Source organism: Streptomyces sp. NPDC059003 (genome assembly GCF_042740445.1).
Lineage (GTDB): Bacteria > Actinomycetota > Actinomycetes > Streptomycetales > Streptomycetaceae > Streptomyces.
Map to the genome: position 1 here is coordinate 18978 of NZ_JBHYJH010000007.1, position 21893 is coordinate 40870.

Sequence of the window (21893 nt, forward strand, 5' to 3'; positions counted from 1 at the left end):
CTTGGATCGTGCGGACGGGCCCGGGGGCCGACGGGCGTCAGCTCACCAGCCGTCGGTGAATCAGAGGTGACGTTTCTGCGCCGCCGCTCCATCCGGAACATGACGTGCACCTCTCAGGCCGGGGGCCTCCACGGCGTAACCGATGATCTTGTCCCGCGTTGGTCCGCCTGGACAGGAGTCCTCCTGTGCCAGGACACCGACAGCGCCCGGCGCCCCGTCGCCGGGCCACGAGGAAGGCATGAGGGCAGCACACATGCAGGTCATCTCCCAGCGGATCGCGGCGGGCGTCGCAGCGCTCGCCGCGGCGCTCGGCTGTGTCGTCGCCACCGGGCCCTCGGCCGTCGCGGACGGCAAGTGGTGCAACCACTCGGTCTGCATCGAGACGTACGACACCGGCACCTACCTGGGCCGGGTCGAGGTGTCGGTCACCAACACCAACCAGCCCCACCGCATCAGCGCGCGCGTGTGGACCACCAACGGCTGGAGCGCGCACACCAAGGTGGAGGACGTCGCGGCGTTCCGCACCTACCGGGACCAGGCGTACCCGCAGCGGCACTTCCCCGCGGGCACCCGGCTGTGCGCGGAGGGCTTCCGCGGCGGCGCGAGCGTGGGCCTGCCCTGTGTCACGCTGACCAACTGACCGTCGGACGGCAGAACGCCCGCAGGCCGAACACCGGCCAACTGAAAACCGACCATCGGCGGGACGGCGCCGGGGGAACCACCTGGGTGGTTCCCCCGGCGCGCACGTCAGATGTGCACGATGACACCCCCGCGACGGACGTAACAGAATTCGCCGCCACGCTTCTCCCGGTTCACACGGGGCTGGTGGGCTGACCGCGCTCAAGTCACCCACCACAGGAGGCGCGCGTGAATCTCGTCGTCAACGGCGACGCGGAGAGCGGGGCGGGCGGCAGCGCCGACCCCGTGACCACCGTTCGCGGCTGGAAGGTCCTGCAGGGAGCGCCCGCGCTCATCGCCTACAGCCTGGGCGGCGGCTACCCGACGCCCGCCGACCCCGGGCCCGCACGGCGCGGCAGCCGGTTCTTCTCCGGCGGCAACAGCCCGCGCACCGCGCTCGTCCAGGACGTGGACCTGCCCAAGGGCGGGCCGACGGGGCGCCGTGCCGTCGACGCGGGCCGGGTGCGGTACACGCTGACCGCGTGGCTCGGGGGCTTCGCGGGCCAGGAGGACGGCGCCCGCCTCTCCGTGGAGTTCCGCGACGCCAAGGGCACCCCCGTGGCCCTGAGTGTCCTCGGTCCCGTCGGCGCGGCGGAGCGCGAGAGCCGTACCGGGCTACTTGAGCGGACGGCCGAGGCGCTCGTCCCGCCCACGGCCCGGTCGGCGCGGCTGCTTCTGGTGTTCACGCGCAGCGGCGGCGGCACGTCCAACGACGGCTACGCCGACGCCCTTTCCCTCACCCTGAGCGCCACCGGAGGCCGCCGATGACCGTCAACCGCCGTGACCTGCTCAAGGCCGCCGCGGCCGCCGGCGCCCTCAACCTCGCCTGGCCGCTTGCCCCCGGCCTCACCCCCGCGCAGGCCCGCGAGGCCGCCGAGACGCTGGGCGCCGAGTACGACCCCGCGCCGTTCACGCTCGGCGTGGCCTCCGGTGATCCGCAGCCGCACTCGGTGGTGCTGTGGACCAGACTCGCGCCCGAGCCGCTCGCCGCCGAACAGCAGCTCCCCGAGGCCGTCGAGGTCGACTGGGTCGTCGCCAAGGACGCGGGCCTGCGCCGTGTCGTCGCCCGCGGCACCGCCGTGGCGTCGGCGACGCTCGGCCACAGCGTGCACGTGCCGGTGAGCGGCCTGGCTCCCGGCCGGCACTACTGGTACGGGTTCAAGGCGCTCGGCAGGACCAGCCGCGTCGGCCGGACCAGGACCGCGCCGCGCGGCAAGGTCAAGAAGGTCACCTTCGCCGCCGCCAACTGCCAGGCGTTCCACGACGGCTACTACGCGGCACACCGCGGCATCGCCCGCGAGAAGGTCGACTTCGTCGTCCACCTCGGCGACTACATCTACGAGCACGGCCAGGTCGGCGGCGTACCCGAGAAGCACGTGCGCGACCACGACGGTCCTGAGATCCTCACGCTCGCCGACTACCGCAAGCGGCACGCGCTCTACAAGGGCGACAAGTCGCTGCGCGAGGCGCACGCGGCGCATCCGTGGTTCCTGACATGGGACGACCACGAGGTGGTCAACGACTACAGCGGCACGGGCGGCGGGGCCTCGTTCATGCGGCGCCGCGCGGCCGCGTACCAGGCGTGGTACGAGCACATGCCGCACCGCGACTCCTTCGGCGGGGCGGCGCTTCCCGACCCCGAGATCCACCGCGTGCGCCGCTGGGGCGACCTGCTCGAACTGACGGTGCTCGACCTGCGCTCGTACCGCTCCGCGCAGAATCTGCCCGACGGCACGATCCTGGGCGCCGACCAGAAGGCGTGGCTGCGCAAGGTCGTCGACCGGGCGCCGGACTCCTGGCACGTGTGGGCCAACTCGATCATGCTGAGCCAGCTGCGCGGCAGGCCGGGCGGCTCGTACATGTTCACCGACCAGTGGGACGGCTTCCTCGCCGAGCGCAAGGAGGTCCTTGGCCATGTGCACAGCAGCGGCCTCGAGGACCTGGTCGTCATCACCGGCGACTGGCACTCGGCGTTCGTCGACGACGTCCGCACCGACTTCGACCACCCCGATTCGCCGCTGGTGGGCACGGAGTTCACCGCGCACTCGGTGACGTCGGGGGCCTACTCCCCCGAGTGGAACGCCGCCAACGGCCCGCTCATGGGCAAGGCCAACCCGCACCTGAAGTACTTCGAGGGCAACCGGTACGGCTACGACGTGTACGAGGTGACGCCGGAGCGCTTCAGCGCCCATATGCGGGTGATCGGCGACCGCCGCGATCCGCTCTCCCCCGTCACGACGCTCACCACGTTCCACGTGGACCGCGGCACGGCGGGTTCGTACGAGGACGACGCCACGAAGTCGTCGCCGGCGCAGTACCGAAGGGGTTAGCTGCGGCCGCACGCACGGCCCCGGACCGCGGTGCCGGTCCGGGGCCGTGCGTGCGGGGCCGGTCAGGGGCGCCAGTCGAACGGGAAGTGCTTGCTGGATCCGCCGCGGTACTCGTGGGAGAAGTCAAAGCCCTCCGCGTGGTCGTTCTCGACCACGCCCCACGTCGCTATCTGGCCGGGCCCGACCTCGGCGCCCGGGGCGTTGATCAACTGGACGCGGCGGTTGGGGTCGGCGGTGGGGCCGGTGAGCGCGGTGGCGCCGACGGAGACCTTGCCGTCGACACTGGCCCGCCAGTACGAGAGGTCCTCGGCGGCGTCGAAGTGGACCGGGGCGTACCGGATCTCGCGCAGGTCGCTGATGAGCGAGCCGAACTTGCCCGGCCAGCCGCCGACATGACCGGCGAAGATCTGCTCCAGGGCGTCGCGCTGGGCCTGGTCGCCCTTGGCGTCGATGTAGAGCATCACCTTCATGGTGGCGTCCGGGTCGTCGACCCACATGTTGCCCGCGAACTCGCCGAGCGCGACCACGCCCAGGCCGTCCAGGCGCACGTCCCCGAAGTGCCCCTCGTGGACCTGCCAGACGAGGGTGAACACGCAGTCCCCGTGGGTCGGCGTCTGGGCGAAGGTGCAGGGGCAGGGCAGCGCGCAGCTGCAGACGTCGAACCACTCGCCGCGCAGGTGCCAGTCGGGGAGCGTGCTGTCAACCCCGGCGCGGACGACGGTGGTTGCGTCGGGAGCACTCTGCGGCGCGGCGGATGTGGTGCACATGGTTCGGCCTCCTGTCGAGACGGGAGCAGATACCTCCAGGGGGTACCTGCCGTCGATGAGAGAGAAGCTAGGGCTCGCCGACCGCGCACGTCAAGTACCCCCTAGGGGTATCAGCCCCAGCTCTTCTCCTCATGGCTGAAAACCGTTCATTCTCCGGTGACTTACCGCCTCGTCATGGCGGTCCTACTGTCCACGGCGTCCACCCCCCGCGTGTGACGAAGGAGTCGACATGGAACGCCGTACCGTGCTGCGCGCCGCTGTCATAGGCGCCGGAGCCGCAGCCTTCTCCGGTTCTCTCTGGCGGCAGGCCGTGGCCTATCCCGCCCTGCCGGGCCCCAGCCCCTACGGGGCGCTCCAGCCCGCCGACGCCAACGGCATCATGCTGCCGTCGGGCTTCACCAGCCGGGTCATCGCCCGCTCCACCCAGAAAGTGACCGGCACCAACCACACCTGGCACAAGGCGCCCGACGGCGGCGCGTGCTTCGCCGACGGATCCGGCTGGATCTATGTCTCCAACGCCGAGATGAGCGGCAGCGCGGGCGGCGCGGGTGCGGTGAAGTTCAACAGCGGCGCCCAGATCACCGGCGCCTACTCCATCCTGTCCGGCACCAACCGCAACTGCGCGGGCGGCGCGACGCCGTGGAACACCTGGCTGTCGTGCGAGGAGGTCGACACCGGCTTCGTGTACGAGACCGACCCCTGGGGCGTGAACGCGGCGGTGCAGCGGCCCGCGATGGGCCGGTTCAACCACGAGGCGGCCGCCGCCGACCCGGTCCGCCAGGTCATCTATCTGACCGAGGACAAGTCCGACGGCCGCTTCTACCGCTTCGTGCCCACCACGTGGGGCAACCTGGCGTCCGGAACGCTCCAGGTGCTCAAGGAGGTCGGCGGCGTCCTCTCCTGGGCGAACGTGCCCGACCCGGACGGCAGCCCCACCGCCACCCGCTACCAGGTGTCGGGCGCGAAGGTGTTCAACGGCGGCGAGGGCTGCCACTACCGCGCCGACATCTGCTACTTCACCACCAAGGGCGACAACCGCGTCTGGGCGTACCACGCGGCGAACAACACCCTCGCGGTCGTGTACGACGACAACGTCGGCGGCGCCCCGCTGACCGGCGTGGACAACGTCACCGCCGCCACCGTCGGCGACCTCTACGTCGCCGAGGACGGCGGCAACATGGAGATCTGCATCATCACGCCCAGCGACGTCGTCGCCCCGTTCCTGCGGATCACCGGCCAGTCCTCCTCCGAGATCACCGGACCGGCCTTCAACCCCGCGGGCAACCGGCTCTACTTCTCCTCGCAGAGAGGCACGTCGGGCTCCAGCAGCGGCGGCATCACCTACGAGGTGACCGGGCCCTTCCGCAGCAGCCTCTGACCCCTACGGGTCCAGGCGTCCGGGGGTGTCCGCTCCCGGGCTCGCGAGCCCCACCTCGTACGCGAAGATGATGGCCTGGGCCCGGTCCCGCAGGGACAGCTTCGCCAGGATCGCGTTGATGTGGGTCTTGACCGTGGACCTGCCGATGCCGAGGGCCCGGGCGATCTCCGGGTTGCTCAGGCCCTTGGCCACCTCGCGCAGGACCTCCGTCTCGCGCGCGGTGAGGACGTCGAGACGGCCGTCGGGGCGGGCGCGCGGAGCGACCGCCCCGGTGGCGAAGGCGTCGATGAGCCGACGGGTCACTGCGGGGGCGAGCAGGGCCTCGCCGGACGCGACGGTGCGGACGGCGTCGACCAGTTCCTGCGGCTCGCAGTCCTTCAGGAGGAAGCCGGACGCGCCGCCGCGCAGCGCCGAGAAGACGTACTCGTCGCGGCGGAACGTGGTGAGCACGAGGACCCGCACGGGCGGGTCCATGGCGGTCAGCAGCCGCGTGGCCGTCAGGCCGTCCACGCCCGGCATGCGGATGTCCATCAGGACCACGTCGGGGCGGGCCGCGCGGGCCAGTTCGACGGCCACCGCCCCGTCCGCCGCCTCGCCGCACACCGTCAGGTCGGGCTCGGCGTCGATGACGGCCGCGAAGCCCGCCCGCACCACCGCCTGGTCGTCCACCACGATCACCCTGACCGGCACGTCCCCGCCTCCTCCCCGACCCGCGCCGCACGCACGTCGGACTCGCTCAACTCGTCCATGGCGTCCAGGAGTTCCCGCAGGCCCGCCAGGGCGCCGCGCGCCGCGTCCGTCACCTCGGCGAGCGCGGCCCGCCGCCCGGCCCCTCCTGCGAGGCCGGCGTCGGCGGCGCGCACGAGGCGCACGGTGTGCTCGACGACCGTCGCGTGCAGGCCCGTCGCGACGCGCCGCCGCTCGCTCGTCACCGCGTCCCCGACCCGTGCCGCCACCGCGTCGAGGACGTGCCGCTCCCAGCGGCCGCCCTCGCCGCGCCGGGCGCGGGTGAGCAGGCCGAGGGCCCATACGGGAAGCAGCCAGGGCACCGCGGCCAGGCCGAGCGCGGCCAGGAGCGCCACTGTTGCGGGACCCGCCGACTCCGCCGGGTCGCTCGCCGCCGCCAGGCCGAGCACGGTGCCGCCGACGAGGCCCACCGCGACGGGCGCGGGCCAGGTCGCGCGGGCGGGGCCGTACGCGCCGACCGCGTGCAGGCCGACCAGCTCCGCCGCCCCGGCGACGGCGAGCGCCCCGAGCCAGTCGAAGGCGAGCAGCCCGGCGGCCGTGGCCGCCGCCCAGCCGAGGGCGACCGCGAGCGTCGCCGCCAAGGCGGTCGCCGGGGCGCGACGGCGCAGGAACAGCGGGGCCGCGTGGGCGGCCGCCAGGCCGACGAGCCCGACGAGTCCAGCACCGGACGGGACCACCGCGCCCACGCCGACCGGCACCACGACACAGCCGACGAACACCACCACGTCCCCGCCCCCACGAAGCCGCGGCACGACGGCACCACGACGCCCCACCCACGCGGCTCGGCCACGCCGCGCCCATCCGCCCGCCTCGGTCGGCAGCGTGGCCGTCACGGTCCAGCCGCCCCGCTCCCCCGGCCCCGCCGTCACGCGCCCGCCCGCGCCCGCGACCCGTTCCCGCATCCCCGCGACGCCCCGGCCGGTGCCGAGGCCCGGGCTGCCGGAGCCGGAAAGCGGGGCGTCGTCACCGGGAGACGGACCATGAGACGGACCATTGGTCACGGTGACCGTCAACTCGCCCGGGGCGTAGCCGATGCGTACCGACACCGGCGCCCCGGCCGCGTACCGCATCGCGTTCGTCAGCGACTCCTGTACGACGCGGTACGCGACCACGGACGTGTCGGGCCGCAAGGGGTAGGGGTGTCCGTGGAGGGCGAGGGTCACCGGGATGCCGAGGCGTTCCAGGCCGGCGCACAGGGGCGGGACGAGCTCGTGCAGCGGGCCGTCGTCCGGTGCGTCGCCGACCACCGGGACGAGCTTTCCCAGGGCGGCCAGGACGTCGCGGCCGGTCGCCGCGCCCGACGCGAGGGCCGCGTCGGCGAGCTCGGGGCGGGTGTCGGCGAGGCGCAGGGCGGCGGCGCTCTGCACGGCGACGGCGGTGAGGTGGTGTCCGGCCGTGTCGTGCAGGTCGCGGGCGAGCCGTTCGCGTTCGGCGGCGGCCGCCGCCCGGCGTTCGCGCTCCACGTCGGCGAGGCGGGCGAGGACCCGCGCGCGGCGGGCCGTCCGGTGGGCGCGCAGCCTGCCGCACAGCAGCACCACGCAGTGCGTGAGCGCACCGGCGAGCAGCTCGTCGAGAAGACGACCGCCTGCCTCGATCCCCACCCCGTAGAAGGGGAGGGACAGCACCGCGAGTGCCGTCGCCGTCAGCGCGCGGCGGTGTACGGCGACGGAGAACAGCGCCACCCACACCATCACCGGCAGCGCGGGCTCCGGCAGGAGCACCCGCGCCACCGCGTCCGCCACCACCACCGCGCAGCACACCGGCACCGGCGCCGTCCTGCGCCACACCAGCGCGGTGGCGGCCACCGCGGCCACCAGGACGCCGAGCGACGGCTGCCACGCCGCACCCCGCCCCGGGCCGTTGACCGTGTGCAGGACGACCGCCAGGTGTCCGGCAAGGAGCAGCGCGGGCACCGCCACGTCGGCGGCGCCGGGTCCGCCCCGCGCTGGTCCCCGTGCTCCCCGTCCCACGGGGCGACCCTACCGGCGCCTGTCTCCACCCCTGGGTGGAGAAGGGACCGGCCTGTTGGCCGGTGCCGACTCCCTTCCCGCGCAGGACGCCCGCCCGCCGGGACTGCGATCTGCTGGAGGCATGAGCATCGACCGACGCAGCGCCGTCACGGGCGGAATCGCCGCGGGTCTCGCCCTCGCGGCCACGACCGCCGTGCCGAAGAGCACCGCCACGACCGCGGCACACGGCCGTACGCCGGACCGGGAGACCCCCGTGATCACCGTGTCCGGCGAGTCCCCGGCCCGCACCAACATCCCGACCGCGCGGGACCCCAGGGCGTCCGGCGGCGCCCTGCTCGCGCTCGCCACGCCCAAGGAGCCGCCGTCCCAGGGGAGGTGGTACGCGACGTACGCCGTCGACGTCCCCCAGGCCGGGCCGTACCGGATCGAAGCGGTCGCCACCGTCCCGGTCGAGCAGCGGCACACCGAGGAGACCGGCTCGTACGTCCGCCTGGCCGTCAACGACGGCCCCGCGGTGCCGGTCAGCCGCTCGCAGCCGTACTGGTACGAGTCGCCGCCGGCGTGGGGCGACCTGGCGCGCGTCACGCTGGGCGAGGTCGAGCTGCGCCGGGGCGCGAACACGCTGACGTTCGTGGTGGCGGGCCCGACCGTCCTGGACGCGTACAACGGATACCGCTTCCTGCTCGACGAGTTCACGCTCACGCCGGTCCCGGTCGCCCTGTCCTCCGTGCACGCGCAGGACCCGGAGGACAACCTCGGCCACTACCGGGGCGGTGAGCGGGCGACGTTGACCTTCGCGCTCAATGCCGTGGCGCCGCGCCCGCTGACCGTCGCGTACCGCGTCCTCGACCACACGTCGAAGAAGGTCCTCTCCGGCTCGCTGCGCCTGGCCGCGGGCGCCGGAAGCGCGTCGCTCGTCCTGCCCGCGCTGCCGCCCGGCCACTACCGTGCCGTCGCGGCCCTGAGCACGGCGCCCAAGGGCACGGTCACGGGGTCGTTCGCGCGGCTGCCCGACCGGCGTGCCGTGCGCGGGCACGCCAACCGGTTCGGCGTCAACGTCTTCACGCACGCCCTGATGCCGCCCGCGCGCCTGCCCGCGCTCGCGTCGGCGGTGGCCGCCATGGGCGTCGGGCACGTCCGCGACGGCAGCGCGTGGCCCGCGGCCCAGCGGACGCCGCACGGCCCGTTCGACAGCGGCCTGTTCGACGCCGTCGCCGGGGTCTTCCGCGAGCGCGGCCTGAAGGTCCTCGAAGTGGTCTCGCCGCCCCCGGACTGGGCGCTGACCGAGACGTCCGTGCCGCTGCCCGCCGACCTGCGGGACGCCTACCGCTACGCCGCCCACCTGGCCGGGCGCGGCAAGCGGGCCGCGTCCGACGCGCTGCAGCTGTCCAACGAGCCCGACGTCGACGCCACCGCGAGCACCGGCGACCAGCACGCCGCGTACGTCAAGGCGGCCGCGCTCGGCATCAGGGACCGGGCGGGCGCGCCGCCGGTGGTGCTTCCGGGCATCGCGCAGTCAGGGGTGTTCCAGGAGCTGATGCTCCACAACGACGTGGTGCGGTACGCCGACGCCTGGAGCTTCCACGGCTATCCGGCCCTCGACGACACCGACCCCGAGCCGCCGTCGGCGCCGGACGACCAGCGGGAGCTGCGCGACCGGTTCGGGGCGCGGACGCCGCTGTGGATGACGGAGTGCGGCGCGTTCCTGCCCGCGCGGCCCGGCACGGATCTGTCGTACGCGACGCAGCGCACACAGGCCCGCTATCTGGTGCTGTCCACGGTGGAGAGCCTGGCGTCGGGCACCGACCGGCAGTTCTGGTTCTGCGGGCCGCCGTGCACGGACGAGGGCGTGTCGTTCGCCCTGCTCAGCCGGGACTTCCAGCCGCTGCCCGCGTTCAGCGCGTACGCGGCGCTCACCTCGCTCCTGGGCGAGGCGAACCACGCCGGTCTCCTCACGGAACTGCTGCCGCGCGCGGCCGGGTTCGTCTTCGCGGACGGGGCCGGGCGGACCGTGACGGTGGTGAGCGCGCCGCGGCCGCGGACAGTCGCGGTGCCGGTGCCCGACGGGCCGACCCGGGCGTACGACATCATGGGCGCCCCGCTCCGCACGCCGCGCCGGTCCACGCGCGGCACCGTCCGCGTGCGGGCGTCCCGCGACCCGCTCTATCTGGTGACGGACGCGCCGCCGCCCGGCCGCCCGAGGCCTCCGGCCGGTGACGAACGCACCGGCCGGAGGCCGCTGTCCGCCGCGGAGCACATCGTGCTCAACCAGCGGTACGCGGCCGCGAACGCCGCGCCCGGCAAGGACGACGGCGACGCGGAGCCGCCCCTGGGCTATCGCCTGGGCGCGACCACGCGCATGTGGGTCGACGTGTACAACTTCGACCGCGCCGCGCGGACGGTCACGCTGTCGGCGCGGCCGTCCGGCGGCTGGGCGGTGACGCCTCGGCGCGTGGCGGGGGTGCGGGTGCCCGCCGGTGGGCGGGTTCCCGTGCCGTTCACGGTCACGGCGGGCGAGCGGGTCCGGCCGGGTGTGGACCGGCTCCTCACCTTCGAGGCCCGTCTGGGCGACCGGGCGGTGCCGCCCTCCGTGTCCCGTGTGCAGCGGCGCCGCGGTGCTTAGCGCAGGCCGGTCTGGACGCGGCTGTCCAGCTTGTTGTTGGTGAAGCTGAAGATGGCGTTGCCGTACGTGCGGTTCTGCTCACACAGGTAGCTCGCCATCTTCGTGCCCTTCATCTCGCCGTCGGAGATCCGCACACACACGCCCTTGCCGGCGATGGTGTGCATCTGGGCGATGGTCTTGCCCTTCTTGATCTTGTTGTACTTGGCCTTCGTCATCTTGCCGTTGGACTTCTTGCCGTCCAGGCCCTGCTGCGACTTGAACTCCAGCTTGCCGTTGCCGAAGGAGAAGATCGCGTCGCTGTAGCGCTTGTTGCCCTTGCACTCGTAGACCTTGACCGAGAAGCCGGAGCCGCCGCTGCTCGACGTCTTCTTGCAGGCGCCCTTGCCGACCACGGAGGTCATCTTGGCGACGCTCGCGCCCAGCTTGACCTTGTCGTACTCGGCGCGCGTGATGTTGGCCGACGCGGCCGACGCGGACGGGGCCAGGGCGGCGGTGAGGGCGGCGGCGAGCAGGCCGGAGACGGCCAGCGACTTGCGGGACATGCGGATTCCTCTTCTTAAAGGGGCCAAAAGCCCGGAAAAGACAGGGCGGAGGCAGGAGTCGCGTATGTTCCGACATAGCGCGGCAGGCGCCTCACGATGATCTTGACTTCCCAGGTGGCCCCATGGTTGTACGGAAGATCGAACAAGTTTGGTACGTCTCCTACGGCTCGAACATGCACCTCGACCGCCTCATGACGTACATCGCGGGCGGCAGGCCGGACGGCTCGGCCAAGGACCACCCCGGCTGCCGCGACCGGCGGCCGCCCGAGGAGTCCCGGGGCGTGGAGCTCGCGGGCGTGGTGTACTTCGCGACCGAGTCGCTGCTGTGGACCGGCGGCCGCGCCTTCTACGACCCCGGGGTCCCTGGCCGGGTGTTCGCGCGGGCCCATCTGGTGACGGTCGGTCAGTTCTCCGACATCGCCGCCCAGGAGATGTACCGGGAGCCGGGCGCGGATCTCGACGTGGCGGCGGTGATGCGGGACGGGCGCGCCCGGCTCGGCGACGGGCGCTACGAGACGCTGGTGTGCCCGGGGCTCCTCGACGGCCTTCCCCTGCTCACCTTCACCGCGCCCTGGACCATGGCGGACGTCCCCCTCAACCCCCCGTCCGGCGTCTATCTGGACCGGCTCGCCGCCGGGCTCCTGGAGGCGGCGGCCTGGGACGAGGCCGCCGTCGCCGCGTACCTCGCGGACTGCCCCGGTGTGGCGGGGCACTGGCCGCCCGCACGGCTCGCGGAGATCACCGCGGCCGCGCGGGCGGGACTCAGCCGTCGCAGCCGTTGATGTCGTCGTCGCAGCCGTCCACCTCGTCCGGCGTGATGGTGTTCAGGCGCCACAGGACGAGGCCGGTGCCGTCCTTCACCGGGTCGACGCGCACGGTGAAGGGCTCACCCGCCGGGATGTTGAACTGGTCCCCCTCGCGGTCGCCGCACCCGATGCCGTACGGCTGCTCCACGTCGCCGCGTCCGAGGGTGAGGGTGACCTCCCCGATGCCGTCGGTGTCGCAGGTGATGTCGAGGCGGTACGGCCGGTTGCCGGCGCCCTTGAACGTCCTGCTGTCCATGCCGTCCGCCACGAAATCGGCGGCGGACTCGACGAGGGCCGGTTCGGTGCCGTCGTCCGCGTAGGCGTCCAGGGCCCGCGCGGCGCGCTGCAGTGCGTCGTCCGGCTCCCAGGCCCGCGCGGCGGGGCGGGGCCCCGCCTCCTGCCTCGCCCCCTTCTTCTCCTCGGCATCGGCCTTCTCCCCCTCGGCGCAGCCGACGAGCAGGACGCCCGCGGCCACGCAGAACGGAAGGGCATGGCGGAGACGATTCTTCACGTGCGTTCCACTGGGTCGGCGAACTGCTGGTCTGCCGCCATGCTGTCAGCCGCCGCAGAGCTCCGCGAAACGCCCGGCGTCGACGTTGCCCCCGGAGACGATCACGCCGACGCGCGGCGGCACCCGGTCGAGGCGGCCGGTCAGGAGCGCGGCGAGGCCGGTCGCGCCGCTGGGCTCGACGACGATCTTGAGGCGTTCGAAGGCGAACCGCATCGCGTCGCGGATCTCGTCGTCGGACACCGTGACGACCCCGTCGAGCAGGCGCTGGTTGATGGGGAACGTCACCTCGCCGGGAATCTCGATCACCTGGCCGTCGGCGATGGTGCGCGGCATGGGGACGGACACGCGGTGACCGGCCGCGAGGGACCGCTTGGTGTCGTCGCCCGCCTCCGGCTCGACGCCGTACACCCGGATGTCGGAGCTCAGGCCCTTCACGGCGGTGGAGCTGCCCGCGATCAGACCGCCGCCGCCGACGGGCGCGACGAGCGCGTCCAACTGGCCGACCTCTTCGAGGAGTTCCAGGGCCGCGGTGCCCTGGCCCGCGATGACGTGCGGGTGGTCATAGGGCGGGATCACGGTCAGTCCGCGCTCGGCGGCCAGGGCCTGGGTGATGGCGGCGCGGTCTCCCTCGTAGCGGTCGTACGTGACGACCTCCGCGCCGTAGCCCTTGGCGGCCGCGCGCTTGGAGCGCGGGGCGTCCTCGGGCATGACGATCACCGCGCGGCTGCCCTGCTCGCGGGCGGCGAGCGCGACGGCCTGGGCGTGGTTGCCGGACGAGAAGGTCGCGATGCCGCGCGCCAGTTGCTCGGGAGTGAGGCGGGACACGGCGTTGTAGGCGCCGCGGAACTTGAACGCGCCGATGCGCTGGAAGTTCTCGCACTTCAGATAGACCTCCGCGCCGACGCGGGCGTCCAGCGTCCGGGAGCGCAGGACCGGCGTGCGGTGGGCGACGCCCTTGAGACGGGCCGCGGCGTCGCGGACGTCGTCCAGGGTGACCGAGGGTGTGCTCGTCATGCGGATGCTCCCTGAGAAGTGTCGGACTGAGGTGCGTCGGACTGAGGTGCGTCGGGCTGTGAGATGTCGGGCCCGGGCGGCGGCGCGGCCTGGGCCCGGGCCTTGGAGAGGTAGCTGTAGGCGGAGGCGCGGGAGATGCCGAGGCGGGCGGCCACCTGCGGGACGGCGTGGCGCACCGCGAAGACGCCGCGCCCGTCGAGGCTCCGGAACAGGTCCAGGCGCGCGTCGCGGTCGAGTTCGCCCCAAGAGCACCGCTGGTCGAGCTGGTAGCTGTCCACGATGGAGTCGACGACGGAGTCCACGTCGTCGCCGAAGGTGGTCGTCGGCACCTCCGACCGGCCCGCCACACCGGCGAGTTCACCGATCAGGGTGCCGACCCTGTGCACGGCGGTGATGTCGAGGTTGACGCACAGCGCACCGAACACCACGCCGCCGCTGTCCCGCAGCAGCATCGTGGAGGACTTGAGCAGCTTCCCGTCCTGGGTGCGGGTCACATAGTTCAGCTCGTCGGCCGCCTCGTCGCCGCGGGCGAGCAGACCCATCCCGATCTCGCTCATCGCGCCGCCGACGCTGCGCCCCGTGACCGTCCCGGCGACGGCCACCACGGAGCCCTCCGGCCGCCGGTAGTCGTGGACGACCACCTCGCACATCGAGCCGAAGGTGGCGACGATCCCTTCGGTGACGGGCGCGAGCGCGGCGAGGATCGCGTCGCGCTCGGCCGTGCGCCCGTCGTCGGTACGTAGCTTGTCGGTACGTAGCTTGTCGGCGCGTACGTCGTCGTTGCTCATGTCGGCGCCCCGTCCCTCCCCGCCGCGCGGCGGATCTGGACACAACGTACACTGCTTGGACGAAAAGTCCAGAGCCTTTTCTACGGCTTGGGGGCCGCCGCCTCCAGGTCCGCCACGCTGCCGGACATCACCGCCGGGATGTGCTGGGTGAGGTGCTCCAACGGCCAGTCCCACCAGGCGAGTTCCAGGAGCCGCGCGATGCCCTCGTCGCTGAAGCGGCGGCGCAGCAGGCGCGCCGGGTTGCCGCCGACGATGCCGTAGTCCGGGACGTCGTCGACGACGACGGAGCCGGAGGCGATGACCGCGCCGTGACCGATGCGGACGCCCGGCATGACCAGGGTTCCGTACCCGAACCACACGTCGTTGCCGACGACGGTGTCACCGCGCCCCGGCAGCCCGGAGATGAGCCCGAAGTGCTCGGACCAGGACCCGCCCATGATGGGGAACGGGAACGTGGAGGGGCCGTCCATGCGGTGGTTGGCGCCGTTCATGATGAACCGCGTGCCCTCGCCGAGCGCGCAGTACTTGCCGATGACGAGCTTCTCCGGCCCGTAGTGGTACAGCACGTTGCGGGTCTCGAAGGCGGTCGGATCGTCCGGGTCGTCGTAGTACGTGAACTCGCCCACCTCGATCAGCGGCGAGGTGACGAGGGGCTTGAGCAGCACGACGCGCGGCTGCTCGGGCATGGGGTGCAGGACGTTCGGGTCGGCGGGGACGGGTGGCACGGGGTGCGCCCTTCTCTCATGATCGGGTTCCGGCTGGACCCGTCCATGATCGCAATCCGCGCGGGAGCGCCGACACCGAAATACGCGGGCGCCCGGCATCCACGCGGGATGCCGGGCGCCCGGGCTCACCTGCCGTACCTCTGTCTGAAGGGATCAGCCGTATCCCCGAGGGACTAGCGGACCGTGACGTTGAAGACCGACGACAGGGTGGCGCCGCTCTGCACGCGGAGCTCGTTCTTGCCCTTCAGGCCGAGCTTGACGCGCAGGGAGTACGCGCCGGACTTGTTGACGGTGGTGGAGGCGGGCAGGGACTTCCACGTGCCGCGCTGCTTCTGCTGCAGGGTGACCTTGCTGCCGGACTTGATGCCGGTCGCCTTGCCGCTGACGCGCAGCTCCTGCCAGGCCTTCACGGAGGTCGCGGACGGCTTGGCGGTCAGCGCGGCCTTCACCTTGGCGGTGGGGCTGTTCTTCTGGGTGCCGATCTGCTTGCCGGTCTTGACGTCCGAGATCGCGTACGGCGTGCCACCGCCCTGCGTCTTGCTGTACAGGCGCTTGCCGTCGGCGCTGAGGTGCAGGTAGATGCCGTTGTCGATGGTCTGGCCCGGCTTGATGACCTTGCCGTTGTAGTACGGCTTGCCGTCCTTGACGATGACGAGGGCACCGGCGCCGATGTCGATCTTCACGATCTTGGTGGCCTTGGTGGCGACCGCGGCCGACTGCACGGTGGCGGGGCGCTCGGGGGCCGGCGAGCTCGCCAGGGCCGCCGCGGCCGGGGCCAGCAGGGCGGTACCGGCGAGGACCGAGATGGTGGCGGTACGCAGGGCGCTACGGCGGTGAGTGGTGGTGCGCATAACGGCGGTGTTCCCCTTCACGATGCGGTGATGTGCTCCCGCACGGCTCGGGCCCACTGGTCGGGTGGACATGTTCCGTACGGACCTTTTGCCCTCTGCCGTCTGGCGAGTGCGGAATAAACGTAAATCACCTGCCATTGCAGCCATCCGAAGATCATGTAACGGTGCCCCATAGATCACCGCACGGGCTGACGTCGGCGCGCGATGCCCCCTCGGAAAGGCCCTAGTCGAGCCGTACGCCCATGGCGGCGGAGCGCCGCTCCCTGCCCTTGGTGTGCCACCACTCGTCCAGCAGGATCCGCAGCAGCCGCGCGACCCAGGCCACCAGGTCCTCCGGCGGGCGGCCGTTGAAGATGTTCATCTCCGAGCTGCCGAGTTTCACGGCCACGCTCCAGCGGCCGTCCGGCGCGACGACCTCCGCGTACACCGTGAACGCCCGCCCCTCCACGACGACCTGGAGGTCGACGACGTCGAGCTCGCTCCCCAGGCCCTGCTCCCCCGCTCCCAGCACACGCGGGGCAAGCAGGTCCCGCACCTCTTCCTCGGTCAGCACGCGCCCTCCTCCGCCCTCAGGGTCTCGCGCAGCCACGCGCGTTCGGCGCGGCTGGTGGCGCGGGCCACGACGAGCATGCCGCGACGGTAGGGGTCGGCGACGTCGTCCGCGCCCAGGAGCCGGTCGCCGTCCTGGAAGAAACTCGCAGGACGCTCCAGGAATTCCAGTCGGCGGCGCAGCACGGCGTGCCGGTCGGCCACGTCGGGGAGTTGGGAGAGGAACGCGAGGATCGTTCCGTACCGGCCGCTGTCGGTGATGTCGTGCTCAGCGGGCTCCCGCAGGCGGCGCAGCAGGTCGTCGCGGCCCTCTTCGGTGAGGCTGAGGACGTGCCGCCGCGCCGCCGCGGCGCCCGGCTCGGTGCGCCGCTCGAGCAGGCCCGCCGCCACCAGGCGGTTGATCGCCGGGTACAGACTGCCGTCGCTGACCGGCCGGGTGTGACCGGACAGGCGCGCGACGCGCCGCCGCAACTCGTAGCCGTGCAGAGGCCCTTCGGCCAGGAAACCCAGGATCGCAAGCTCCAGCATGCTGCTATGGTCGCACATCGAATCGAGATACCTCGTTTCGAGATACCTTGTTTCGAGATACGTCCTGTCGAGACAGCCGATCGTGCCGCGGTCCCGCGGCAGTGACGCGACGAGTCCTGGGGGTTCGATGGTGTACACGGAGGAGTGGGTTTCACGGCGGGCGCGGGAGGGCTACGAGCGCGGGCGGGCGTCGTTCGCGCTCCGCCCCGAGCGCACGGCGTTGCTGGTCATCGACATGCAGGACGAGTTCGTCCGCCCCGCCTGGAGCCCGTACTGGGTGCCCGCGGCCACACGCATGGCGCCCCGGCTCCGCGGCCTGGTCGACCGCTGCCGCACGGCGGACGTCCCGGTGATCTGGACCGTCTTCGACGACACCCACCTCGGCCTCGACCGCCCGCACGCGCTGCGGTATCTGCCGCACGGCGACACCGAGTGGCGCAGGCCTGGCCCCGCGCGGGTGTGGCACGAGATGGGCCAGCGCGAGGACGAGGTCGTCATCCGCAAGCCGTCGTACGGCGCGTTCTACGACACCCCGCTCGACACGATCCTGCGCAACCTGGGCCGGGACACCGTGATCGTCACGGGCACGCTCACCAACTACTGCTGCGGCACCACCGCCCGGCAGGCGTACGAGCGCGGGTACCGCGTGGTGTTCGGCGCGGACACGACGGCCACGGACGACGAGTCCCGGCAGGAGCCGGAACTCGCGGTCCTGCGGAAGGGGTTCGCGCTGGTGCTGAGCGCGGCGGAGATCGCCACGCGCCTTTCGGGCACGGAATCCTGACTGCCGATCCTGCCTGACCGCCCGGCCCGCCCGCTCCACGGACCCGCAATGCCGCGGCAACACGCCCGCAGGGTTCGCCGCCTAGCGTCGCCTCCCGTGAGTACGGACACGCGCGGCACCCCAGCCCCACCAGCACCCTCCCCGGACGCCGACGGCCTCGCCAAGGGGCTGAAGCGACGGCACATGAACCTGATCGCCCTCGGCGGGGTGATCGGAGCCGGGCTCTTCGTGGGCAGCGGCGTGGTCGTGCGGTCGACCGGGCCCGCGGCCGTCCTGTCCTTCCTGGCCGCCGGCGTCCTGACCGTCCTCGTCATGCGGATGCTCGCGGAGATGACGGTGGCGCGCCCCGCGCTCGGCTCGTTCTACGCCCACGTACGCGAGACGCTCGGCGCGCGGGCGGGCTTCGCCGTCGGCTGGCTCTACTGGTACTTCTTCGTGATCGTCGTCGCCGTGGAGGCGGTGGCGGGCGGCCGGATCATCCAACTCTGGCTCCCCGACGTGCCGTTGTGGGCGATCAGCCTCGTCCTGATGGCGCTCCTGACCGCCACGAACATGGTCTCCGCGCGCTCCTTCGGCGAGTTCGAGTACTGGTTCTCCTCCGTGAAGGTGCTCGCCATCGTCGTGTTCCTGTTCCTGGGCGCGCTGTACGTGTGCGGGCTGTGGCCGGACGCGTCCGGCGGCCTCGGCCACCTCACCGCGCACGGCGGCTTCGCGCCCGAAGGCGTGGGCGCGGTCCTCGCCGCCGTGGTGCCGTGCATCGGGTTCTTCACCGGCGCGGAGATCGTGACCATCGCCGCGGCGGAGTCCACGGAGCCGGAACGCGCCGTCGCGGCCGCCATCCGCTCGATCGTGCTGCGGGTGGTCGCCTTCTACGTCCTGTCCATCCTCGTCGTCGTCGCGGTGGTCCCCTGGACCGACAAGGCCGTCGAGGTCAGTCCGTACGCGGCGGTCCTGGAGCGCCTGGACGTGCCCGCGGCGGCCACCGTCATGAACGCGGTGGTCCTGGTGGCGGTCCTTTCCTGCCTCAACTCCGCGCTCTACACCTCCTCGCGGATGCTCTTCGCCCTCACCCGGAGCGGGGACGCGCCGCGGGGCTTCACCCGGCTCAGCCGGGGCGGCGTGCCGCGCCGCGCGATCCTCGCGGGCACGTCGGTCGGCTACGCCTCCGTCATCGCGGCCTGGACCTCCCCGGACGTGGTCTTCCAGTTCCTGATCGACTCGTACGGAGCGATCGCCCTCTTCGTCTATCTGGCGATCGCCCTCACCCAGCTCCGCATGCGCCGGGCGCTGGAACGCGAGGCCCCCGACCGCCTCACCCTGCGGATGTGGGGCTTTCCCTGGCTGAGCCGCGTCACCGCCGCCGCGATGGCGACGGTCATCGTCGCGATGGCCTTCCTGCCGGAGAGCCGGGCGCAGTTCTGGCTGAGCCTGGTGACGGTGGGGGTGGTGTTGGGGGCGTACGAGGTGCGGCGGGTCAGGGATTCCGGATGATCGCGCCGGGCGGGAAGTGTTCGGTGCCGATGGCTCCGGGCACCTCCCGCAGGGTGATGGTCAGGTCCGGCATGCCGCGCAAGGGGGTCAGGTCGATCCTTCGGTCGTGGCCCCAGCAGGCGACTTCCAGCGCGGTGAGGCGGGGTAGGGCCCTTCTCACGTGGGAGAGGTCACCGACTCCTGCGTCTCCGCCCAGGAACAAGCGGCGGATCCGCGGTGACGGGGGAAGATCCGCCAGCATGGACACACTGGCACCGACTTGCAGCATCAGGTAGTTCAGCCTGGGCAGTGCTGCCGCGAGAGCCAGTCCTTCCACGGGGCCGCAGAGGTTCAACGCGGTGAGGTTCGGCCAACGGTCGATCCCCTCCAGGGTGCCGAGGCTCTTGCACATCTGCTCCCAGAGCATCAGGTGTTCGACGCCGGCATGGCCCGGCAGCCCCCGAAGGCCGCCATGTCCGAGGTCGAGGTCGAGCCACAGGGTCCGCAAGGACGGGAACTGCCGCAGCAGTCGGAGATCTCGCAGCACGGAATTGTTCGTCACGTGCAACGACTCAAGGTCCTCCGGTGTCACCGCACTAGTGATGTCACGGCTGGTGAAGTCGCCGCTGAAGTGGACGGAGGCCGGGGTCGCCAAGGTGCGCAGTACGGAGAGTTGTTCGGCCGAGCGGACAATCAAGTGGTCAAGGCGGGGCAAGTGCCGGAGCACTTCTTGGGCGTAGTCCTCGGGGTCGAAGCCGTCCCAGCTGTGTTGCAGGGCGCCGCGCACTTGGCTGCTGGCACTCGCGCGGAACCGCCTCATGACCATGAGAGCCGCATCGCCCCCGATCTCGCCCGCGACACGGACGACCGCTTCGGCCTCGCCGTCCGCCAGACCGTCAGGGCCGGGAAGCAGGTCCAGGATGATCGGGCCGACGGCTGCCAGTGCTGCCGCTTCCCTGGCACTGCGCGGCGGCAGCAGATCCGCCGCCCGCCGCTCCACCTCCTCCCGCACCCCCGGCTCCAGCTCCGTCGCATGCTCAAGGCACGCCATCGCCAGCAGATGCAGCCGCGTACGGTGCTTGGCCACGCGATCGCCCCGGGCGACCAACCGCCGCAGCAGACTCGCGCGTTCAGCGGGCCGGGCATGCGCGACCGCCATCCGCAGAACGTCCTCCCACTGGTCGTCGTGCGCGTGCCGCACCAGGAGCGGGATGTCTCGGGCCTCGATCGCGGCCTTGGCGCCGAGGTAGTCCTGAAAAGTGCGGTGGACGAAGTCAATGGTGTCGGCGGTGGGCTGGCGCAACAGCCCGGAGCGGGCAAGGAGATGGGTGAGGACGCCCTCCGCGTCGGCCTGCTGCGCCACGTACGGCATCGACGGCAACGCATCACCGATGAGGCCCACGGCCATGTCGTGGTCGAGCTCGGTCTGGCCGTTGCGGATGAGCCAGTAGGCCAGGCGCTGGAGGATCTGGATGCTCTGGTGCTCGGTGAGCGCCAGGCCCTCGGGAGCGTCGATGTCGCGCTCCCGGTCGCGCCGGTGCAGGAGCATGGACAGGGCGGCGTCGTACAACTCCATGCGGCCGTGCGGCAGATGACCACGCCGGTCCCGGTGCAGGGCACAGACCAGGGCGCACAGCAGCGGTGTCGTGGTGAGCAGGGAAAGGTCGCGCTGGGAGCGCACCGTTTCCTTCAGTTCCTCCCCCAGCGCGACCAGTTGGCCCCGTTCCCGCTCGCCGGCGGCGTCCGCGGAAGCCGCCGCGTGCCAGCGTGTCACGAACACGGCCACGTCCCGGCTGCCCATCGGCCGTACGGTCAGTTCGGCGAAGCCGCTGTCGGCCAGCCAGCCCTCCGGCACCGCGGACGGCCTGGTGGTGACCAGGTACGCGGCCCGCGGATAGGCCGCGATCAGGTCCTGCAGCCACTGCCGGGTCCGGGCGCGCCGCGCCTGGGGCACCTCGTCGAGGCCGTCGACGAGCAGCAGGCCCCGGCCGTCGAGCAGCACCTGGTCGGCCCAGCCGGGCGGCTGGGCGCCCTCGCGCGGGCAGCCGGTCGCGGCCAGGTACGCGTGCGGGGCGGGCAGTTCATCACGGCGTACGAGAGAACGCAGCGGCAGGACGAACGGCACGCAGTCCCGCAAGTGAGCGAGCTCGTCCGGCAGGCCGCGCCGGGCGGTGGTGACCGCGAGCCAGTGCAGCAAGGTCGTCTTGCCGCTGCCCGCGAGCCCGCGCACCAAGGTCCGCCGCCGCCCGGCCAGGGCCTGCTCGGCCCGCTCCACGCTCACCGTCGCCCCGCCGACCCGGCCATCGGCCGGATCCCCGGGGGCAAGGGCATGGGTGGGCGTGGCGAACTCCAGGCTGAGGTACGCGGCATCCAGCGGCCAGCAGTTCCGCTCCGGGCGCGACAGGTCGAGGCCGATCACGGACAGCTGCCCGTACCGCTGCTCGACGTACTCCCGGTACCAGTCCTCGAACCGCTCCTCCGGCTCGGCGTTCGCCCTCCTCGCCGCGCCGGGCGCCCCCGACACGACACGCGGCGGCACGGCCCGGTCCCGCAGCCGCAGCAGCGGCTCGGCGTCGGTCCCGAGCGCGGCGGCCAGCGCCGCCACGGTCGCGTCGCTCGGCACGCCCGTGCCGTTCAGCGCCTGGCTGACGGTCGTCCGGCCGAGCCCGGCCCGCCGGGACAGCGCGATCATCGAAAGGTGCCGCCGGGCCCGTAAGCCCCGCAGCCGCTCCGTCAGCTCCGCCAGCGCCGCCCGCCGGTCCTCGCTCGCCCCCACCGGCCCCTCCACGGACACCCTTCCCACGGTCGTTCAGGCCCGTTCATCTTGGTCCA

20 protein-coding genes are annotated in these 21893 nt (G+C 72.5%); 8 read left to right on the forward strand and 12 right to left on the reverse strand.

What is annotated here, in order from left to right; genetic code table 11:
- The first annotated feature begins 238 nt into the window (after positions 1-238).
- From ACFWZ5_RS05900 to ACFWZ5_RS05910, 3 genes are all read left to right on the forward strand, one after another.
- Positions 239-640, forward strand: a complete 402-nt coding sequence (locus ACFWZ5_RS05900; protein WP_384798773.1) for a hypothetical protein — start codon at positions 239-241, stop codon at positions 638-640.
- 227 nt (positions 641-867) lie between these two features.
- Positions 868-1446, forward strand: a complete 579-nt coding sequence (locus tag ACFWZ5_RS05905) for a phosphoesterase (protein ID WP_384798775.1) — start codon at positions 868-870, stop codon at positions 1444-1446.
- Positions 1443-3008, forward strand: coding sequence for an alkaline phosphatase D family protein (locus ACFWZ5_RS05910; RefSeq protein ID WP_384798778.1), 1566 nt, complete (start codon positions 1443-1445; stop codon positions 3006-3008). Before ACFWZ5_RS05905 ends, ACFWZ5_RS05910 begins: the two co-directional genes overlap by 4 nt.
- A gap of 62 nt (positions 3009-3070) precedes the next feature.
- Here the strand turns inward: ACFWZ5_RS05910 and ACFWZ5_RS05915 are convergent, their stop codons facing one another.
- Positions 3071-3775: a DUF1326 domain-containing protein gene (locus ACFWZ5_RS05915; protein ID WP_384798781.1), complete on the reverse strand. Its 705-nt coding sequence runs from the start codon at positions 3773-3775 to the stop codon at positions 3071-3073.
- A 229-nt stretch (positions 3776-4004) separates the two neighbouring features.
- Here ACFWZ5_RS05915 and ACFWZ5_RS05920 point away from each other — a divergent pair, with 229 nt between their 5' ends.
- Positions 4005-5153 carry an alkaline phosphatase PhoX gene (locus ACFWZ5_RS05920; RefSeq protein WP_384798784.1) on the forward strand — a complete coding sequence of 383 codons (1149 nt, stop codon included), beginning with the start codon at positions 4005-4007 and terminating at the stop codon, positions 5151-5153.
- Positions 5154-5156: 3 nt separating this feature from the next.
- On the opposite strand, the gene ACFWZ5_RS05925 is transcribed toward ACFWZ5_RS05920, so the two are convergent.
- Entirely contained in the window at positions 5157-5843 is a 687-nt protein-coding gene (locus tag ACFWZ5_RS05925) for a response regulator (RefSeq protein WP_384798787.1), read from the reverse strand.
- Entirely contained in the window at positions 5828-7870 is a 2043-nt protein-coding gene (locus tag ACFWZ5_RS05930) for a sensor histidine kinase (RefSeq protein WP_384798790.1), read from the reverse strand. Before ACFWZ5_RS05930 ends, ACFWZ5_RS05925 begins: the two co-directional genes overlap by 16 nt.
- A gap of 121 nt (positions 7871-7991) precedes the next feature.
- On the opposite strand from ACFWZ5_RS05930, the gene ACFWZ5_RS05935 reads away from it, so the two are divergent.
- Positions 7992-10493 carry a hypothetical protein gene (locus ACFWZ5_RS05935; protein ID WP_384890469.1) on the forward strand — a complete coding sequence of 834 codons (2502 nt, stop codon included), beginning with the start codon at positions 7992-7994 and terminating at the stop codon, positions 10491-10493.
- Here ACFWZ5_RS05935 and ACFWZ5_RS05940 read toward each other — a convergent pair.
- The gene (locus ACFWZ5_RS05940; protein WP_384798796.1) at positions 10490-11035 is read right to left on the reverse strand and encodes a hypothetical protein; all 546 of its coding nucleotides are present in this window, start codon (positions 11033-11035) and stop codon (positions 10490-10492) included. The two genes, ACFWZ5_RS05935 and ACFWZ5_RS05940, sit on opposite strands and share 4 nt — an antisense overlap.
- A 122-nt stretch (positions 11036-11157) precedes the next feature.
- On the opposite strand from ACFWZ5_RS05940, the gene ACFWZ5_RS05945 reads away from it, so the two are divergent.
- Positions 11158-11817: a histone deacetylase gene (locus ACFWZ5_RS05945; RefSeq protein ID WP_384798799.1), complete on the forward strand. Its 660-nt coding sequence runs from the start codon at positions 11158-11160 to the stop codon at positions 11815-11817.
- On the opposite strand, the gene ACFWZ5_RS05950 is transcribed toward ACFWZ5_RS05945, so the two are convergent.
- From ACFWZ5_RS05950 to ACFWZ5_RS05980, 7 genes are all read right to left on the reverse strand, one after another.
- On the reverse strand, positions 11798-12352 hold the full coding sequence (locus ACFWZ5_RS05950) for a hypothetical protein (protein WP_384798802.1): 555 nt from the start codon (positions 12350-12352) through the stop codon (positions 11798-11800). The two genes, ACFWZ5_RS05945 and ACFWZ5_RS05950, sit on opposite strands and share 20 nt — an antisense overlap.
- A 45-nt stretch (positions 12353-12397) precedes the next feature.
- Positions 12398-13366, reverse strand: a complete 969-nt coding sequence (locus tag ACFWZ5_RS05955) for a threo-3-hydroxy-L-aspartate ammonia-lyase (RefSeq protein ID WP_384798805.1) — start codon at positions 13364-13366, stop codon at positions 12398-12400.
- Entirely contained in the window at positions 13363-14154 is a 792-nt protein-coding gene (locus ACFWZ5_RS05960) for a transcriptional regulator (RefSeq protein WP_384798808.1), read from the reverse strand. The genes ACFWZ5_RS05955 and ACFWZ5_RS05960 overlap by 4 nt, the downstream gene beginning before the upstream one ends.
- Before the next feature lie 80 nt (positions 14155-14234).
- A complete protein-coding gene (locus ACFWZ5_RS05965) occupies positions 14235-14840 on the reverse strand; it encodes a CatB-related O-acetyltransferase (protein ID WP_384798811.1) in 606 nt (201 codons plus the stop codon).
- A gap of 212 nt (positions 14841-15052) precedes the next feature.
- Complete coding sequence (locus ACFWZ5_RS05970) at positions 15053-15730, reverse strand: hypothetical protein (protein ID WP_384788798.1); 678 nt, start codon at positions 15728-15730, stop codon at positions 15053-15055.
- 223 nt (positions 15731-15953) lie between these two features.
- A complete protein-coding gene (locus tag ACFWZ5_RS05975; protein ID WP_384788801.1) occupies positions 15954-16283 on the reverse strand; it encodes a hypothetical protein in 330 nt (109 codons plus the stop codon).
- Entirely contained in the window at positions 16277-16807 is a 531-nt protein-coding gene (locus ACFWZ5_RS05980; RefSeq protein ID WP_384788804.1) for a PadR family transcriptional regulator, read from the reverse strand. The genes ACFWZ5_RS05975 and ACFWZ5_RS05980 overlap by 7 nt, the downstream gene beginning before the upstream one ends.
- A 127-nt stretch (positions 16808-16934) precedes the next feature.
- Between ACFWZ5_RS05980 and ACFWZ5_RS05985 the strand changes: the two genes are divergently transcribed.
- Together ACFWZ5_RS05985 and ACFWZ5_RS05990 are read left to right on the forward strand one after the other, a co-directional pair.
- A complete protein-coding gene (locus tag ACFWZ5_RS05985) occupies positions 16935-17591 on the forward strand; it encodes a cysteine hydrolase family protein (protein WP_384788808.1) in 657 nt (218 codons plus the stop codon).
- A 96-nt stretch (positions 17592-17687) separates the two neighbouring features.
- Positions 17688-19082, forward strand: a complete 1395-nt coding sequence (locus tag ACFWZ5_RS05990; RefSeq protein WP_384788811.1) for an amino acid permease — start codon at positions 17688-17690, stop codon at positions 19080-19082.
- Here ACFWZ5_RS05990 and ACFWZ5_RS05995 read toward each other — a convergent pair.
- Positions 19066-21855 (reverse strand): NACHT domain-containing protein, encoded by a 2790-nt coding sequence (locus tag ACFWZ5_RS05995; RefSeq protein ID WP_384788814.1) that lies wholly within the window; start codon positions 21853-21855, stop codon positions 19066-19068. The genes ACFWZ5_RS05990 and ACFWZ5_RS05995 overlap by 17 nt on opposite strands.
- Positions 21856-21893: the final 38 nt, after the last annotated feature.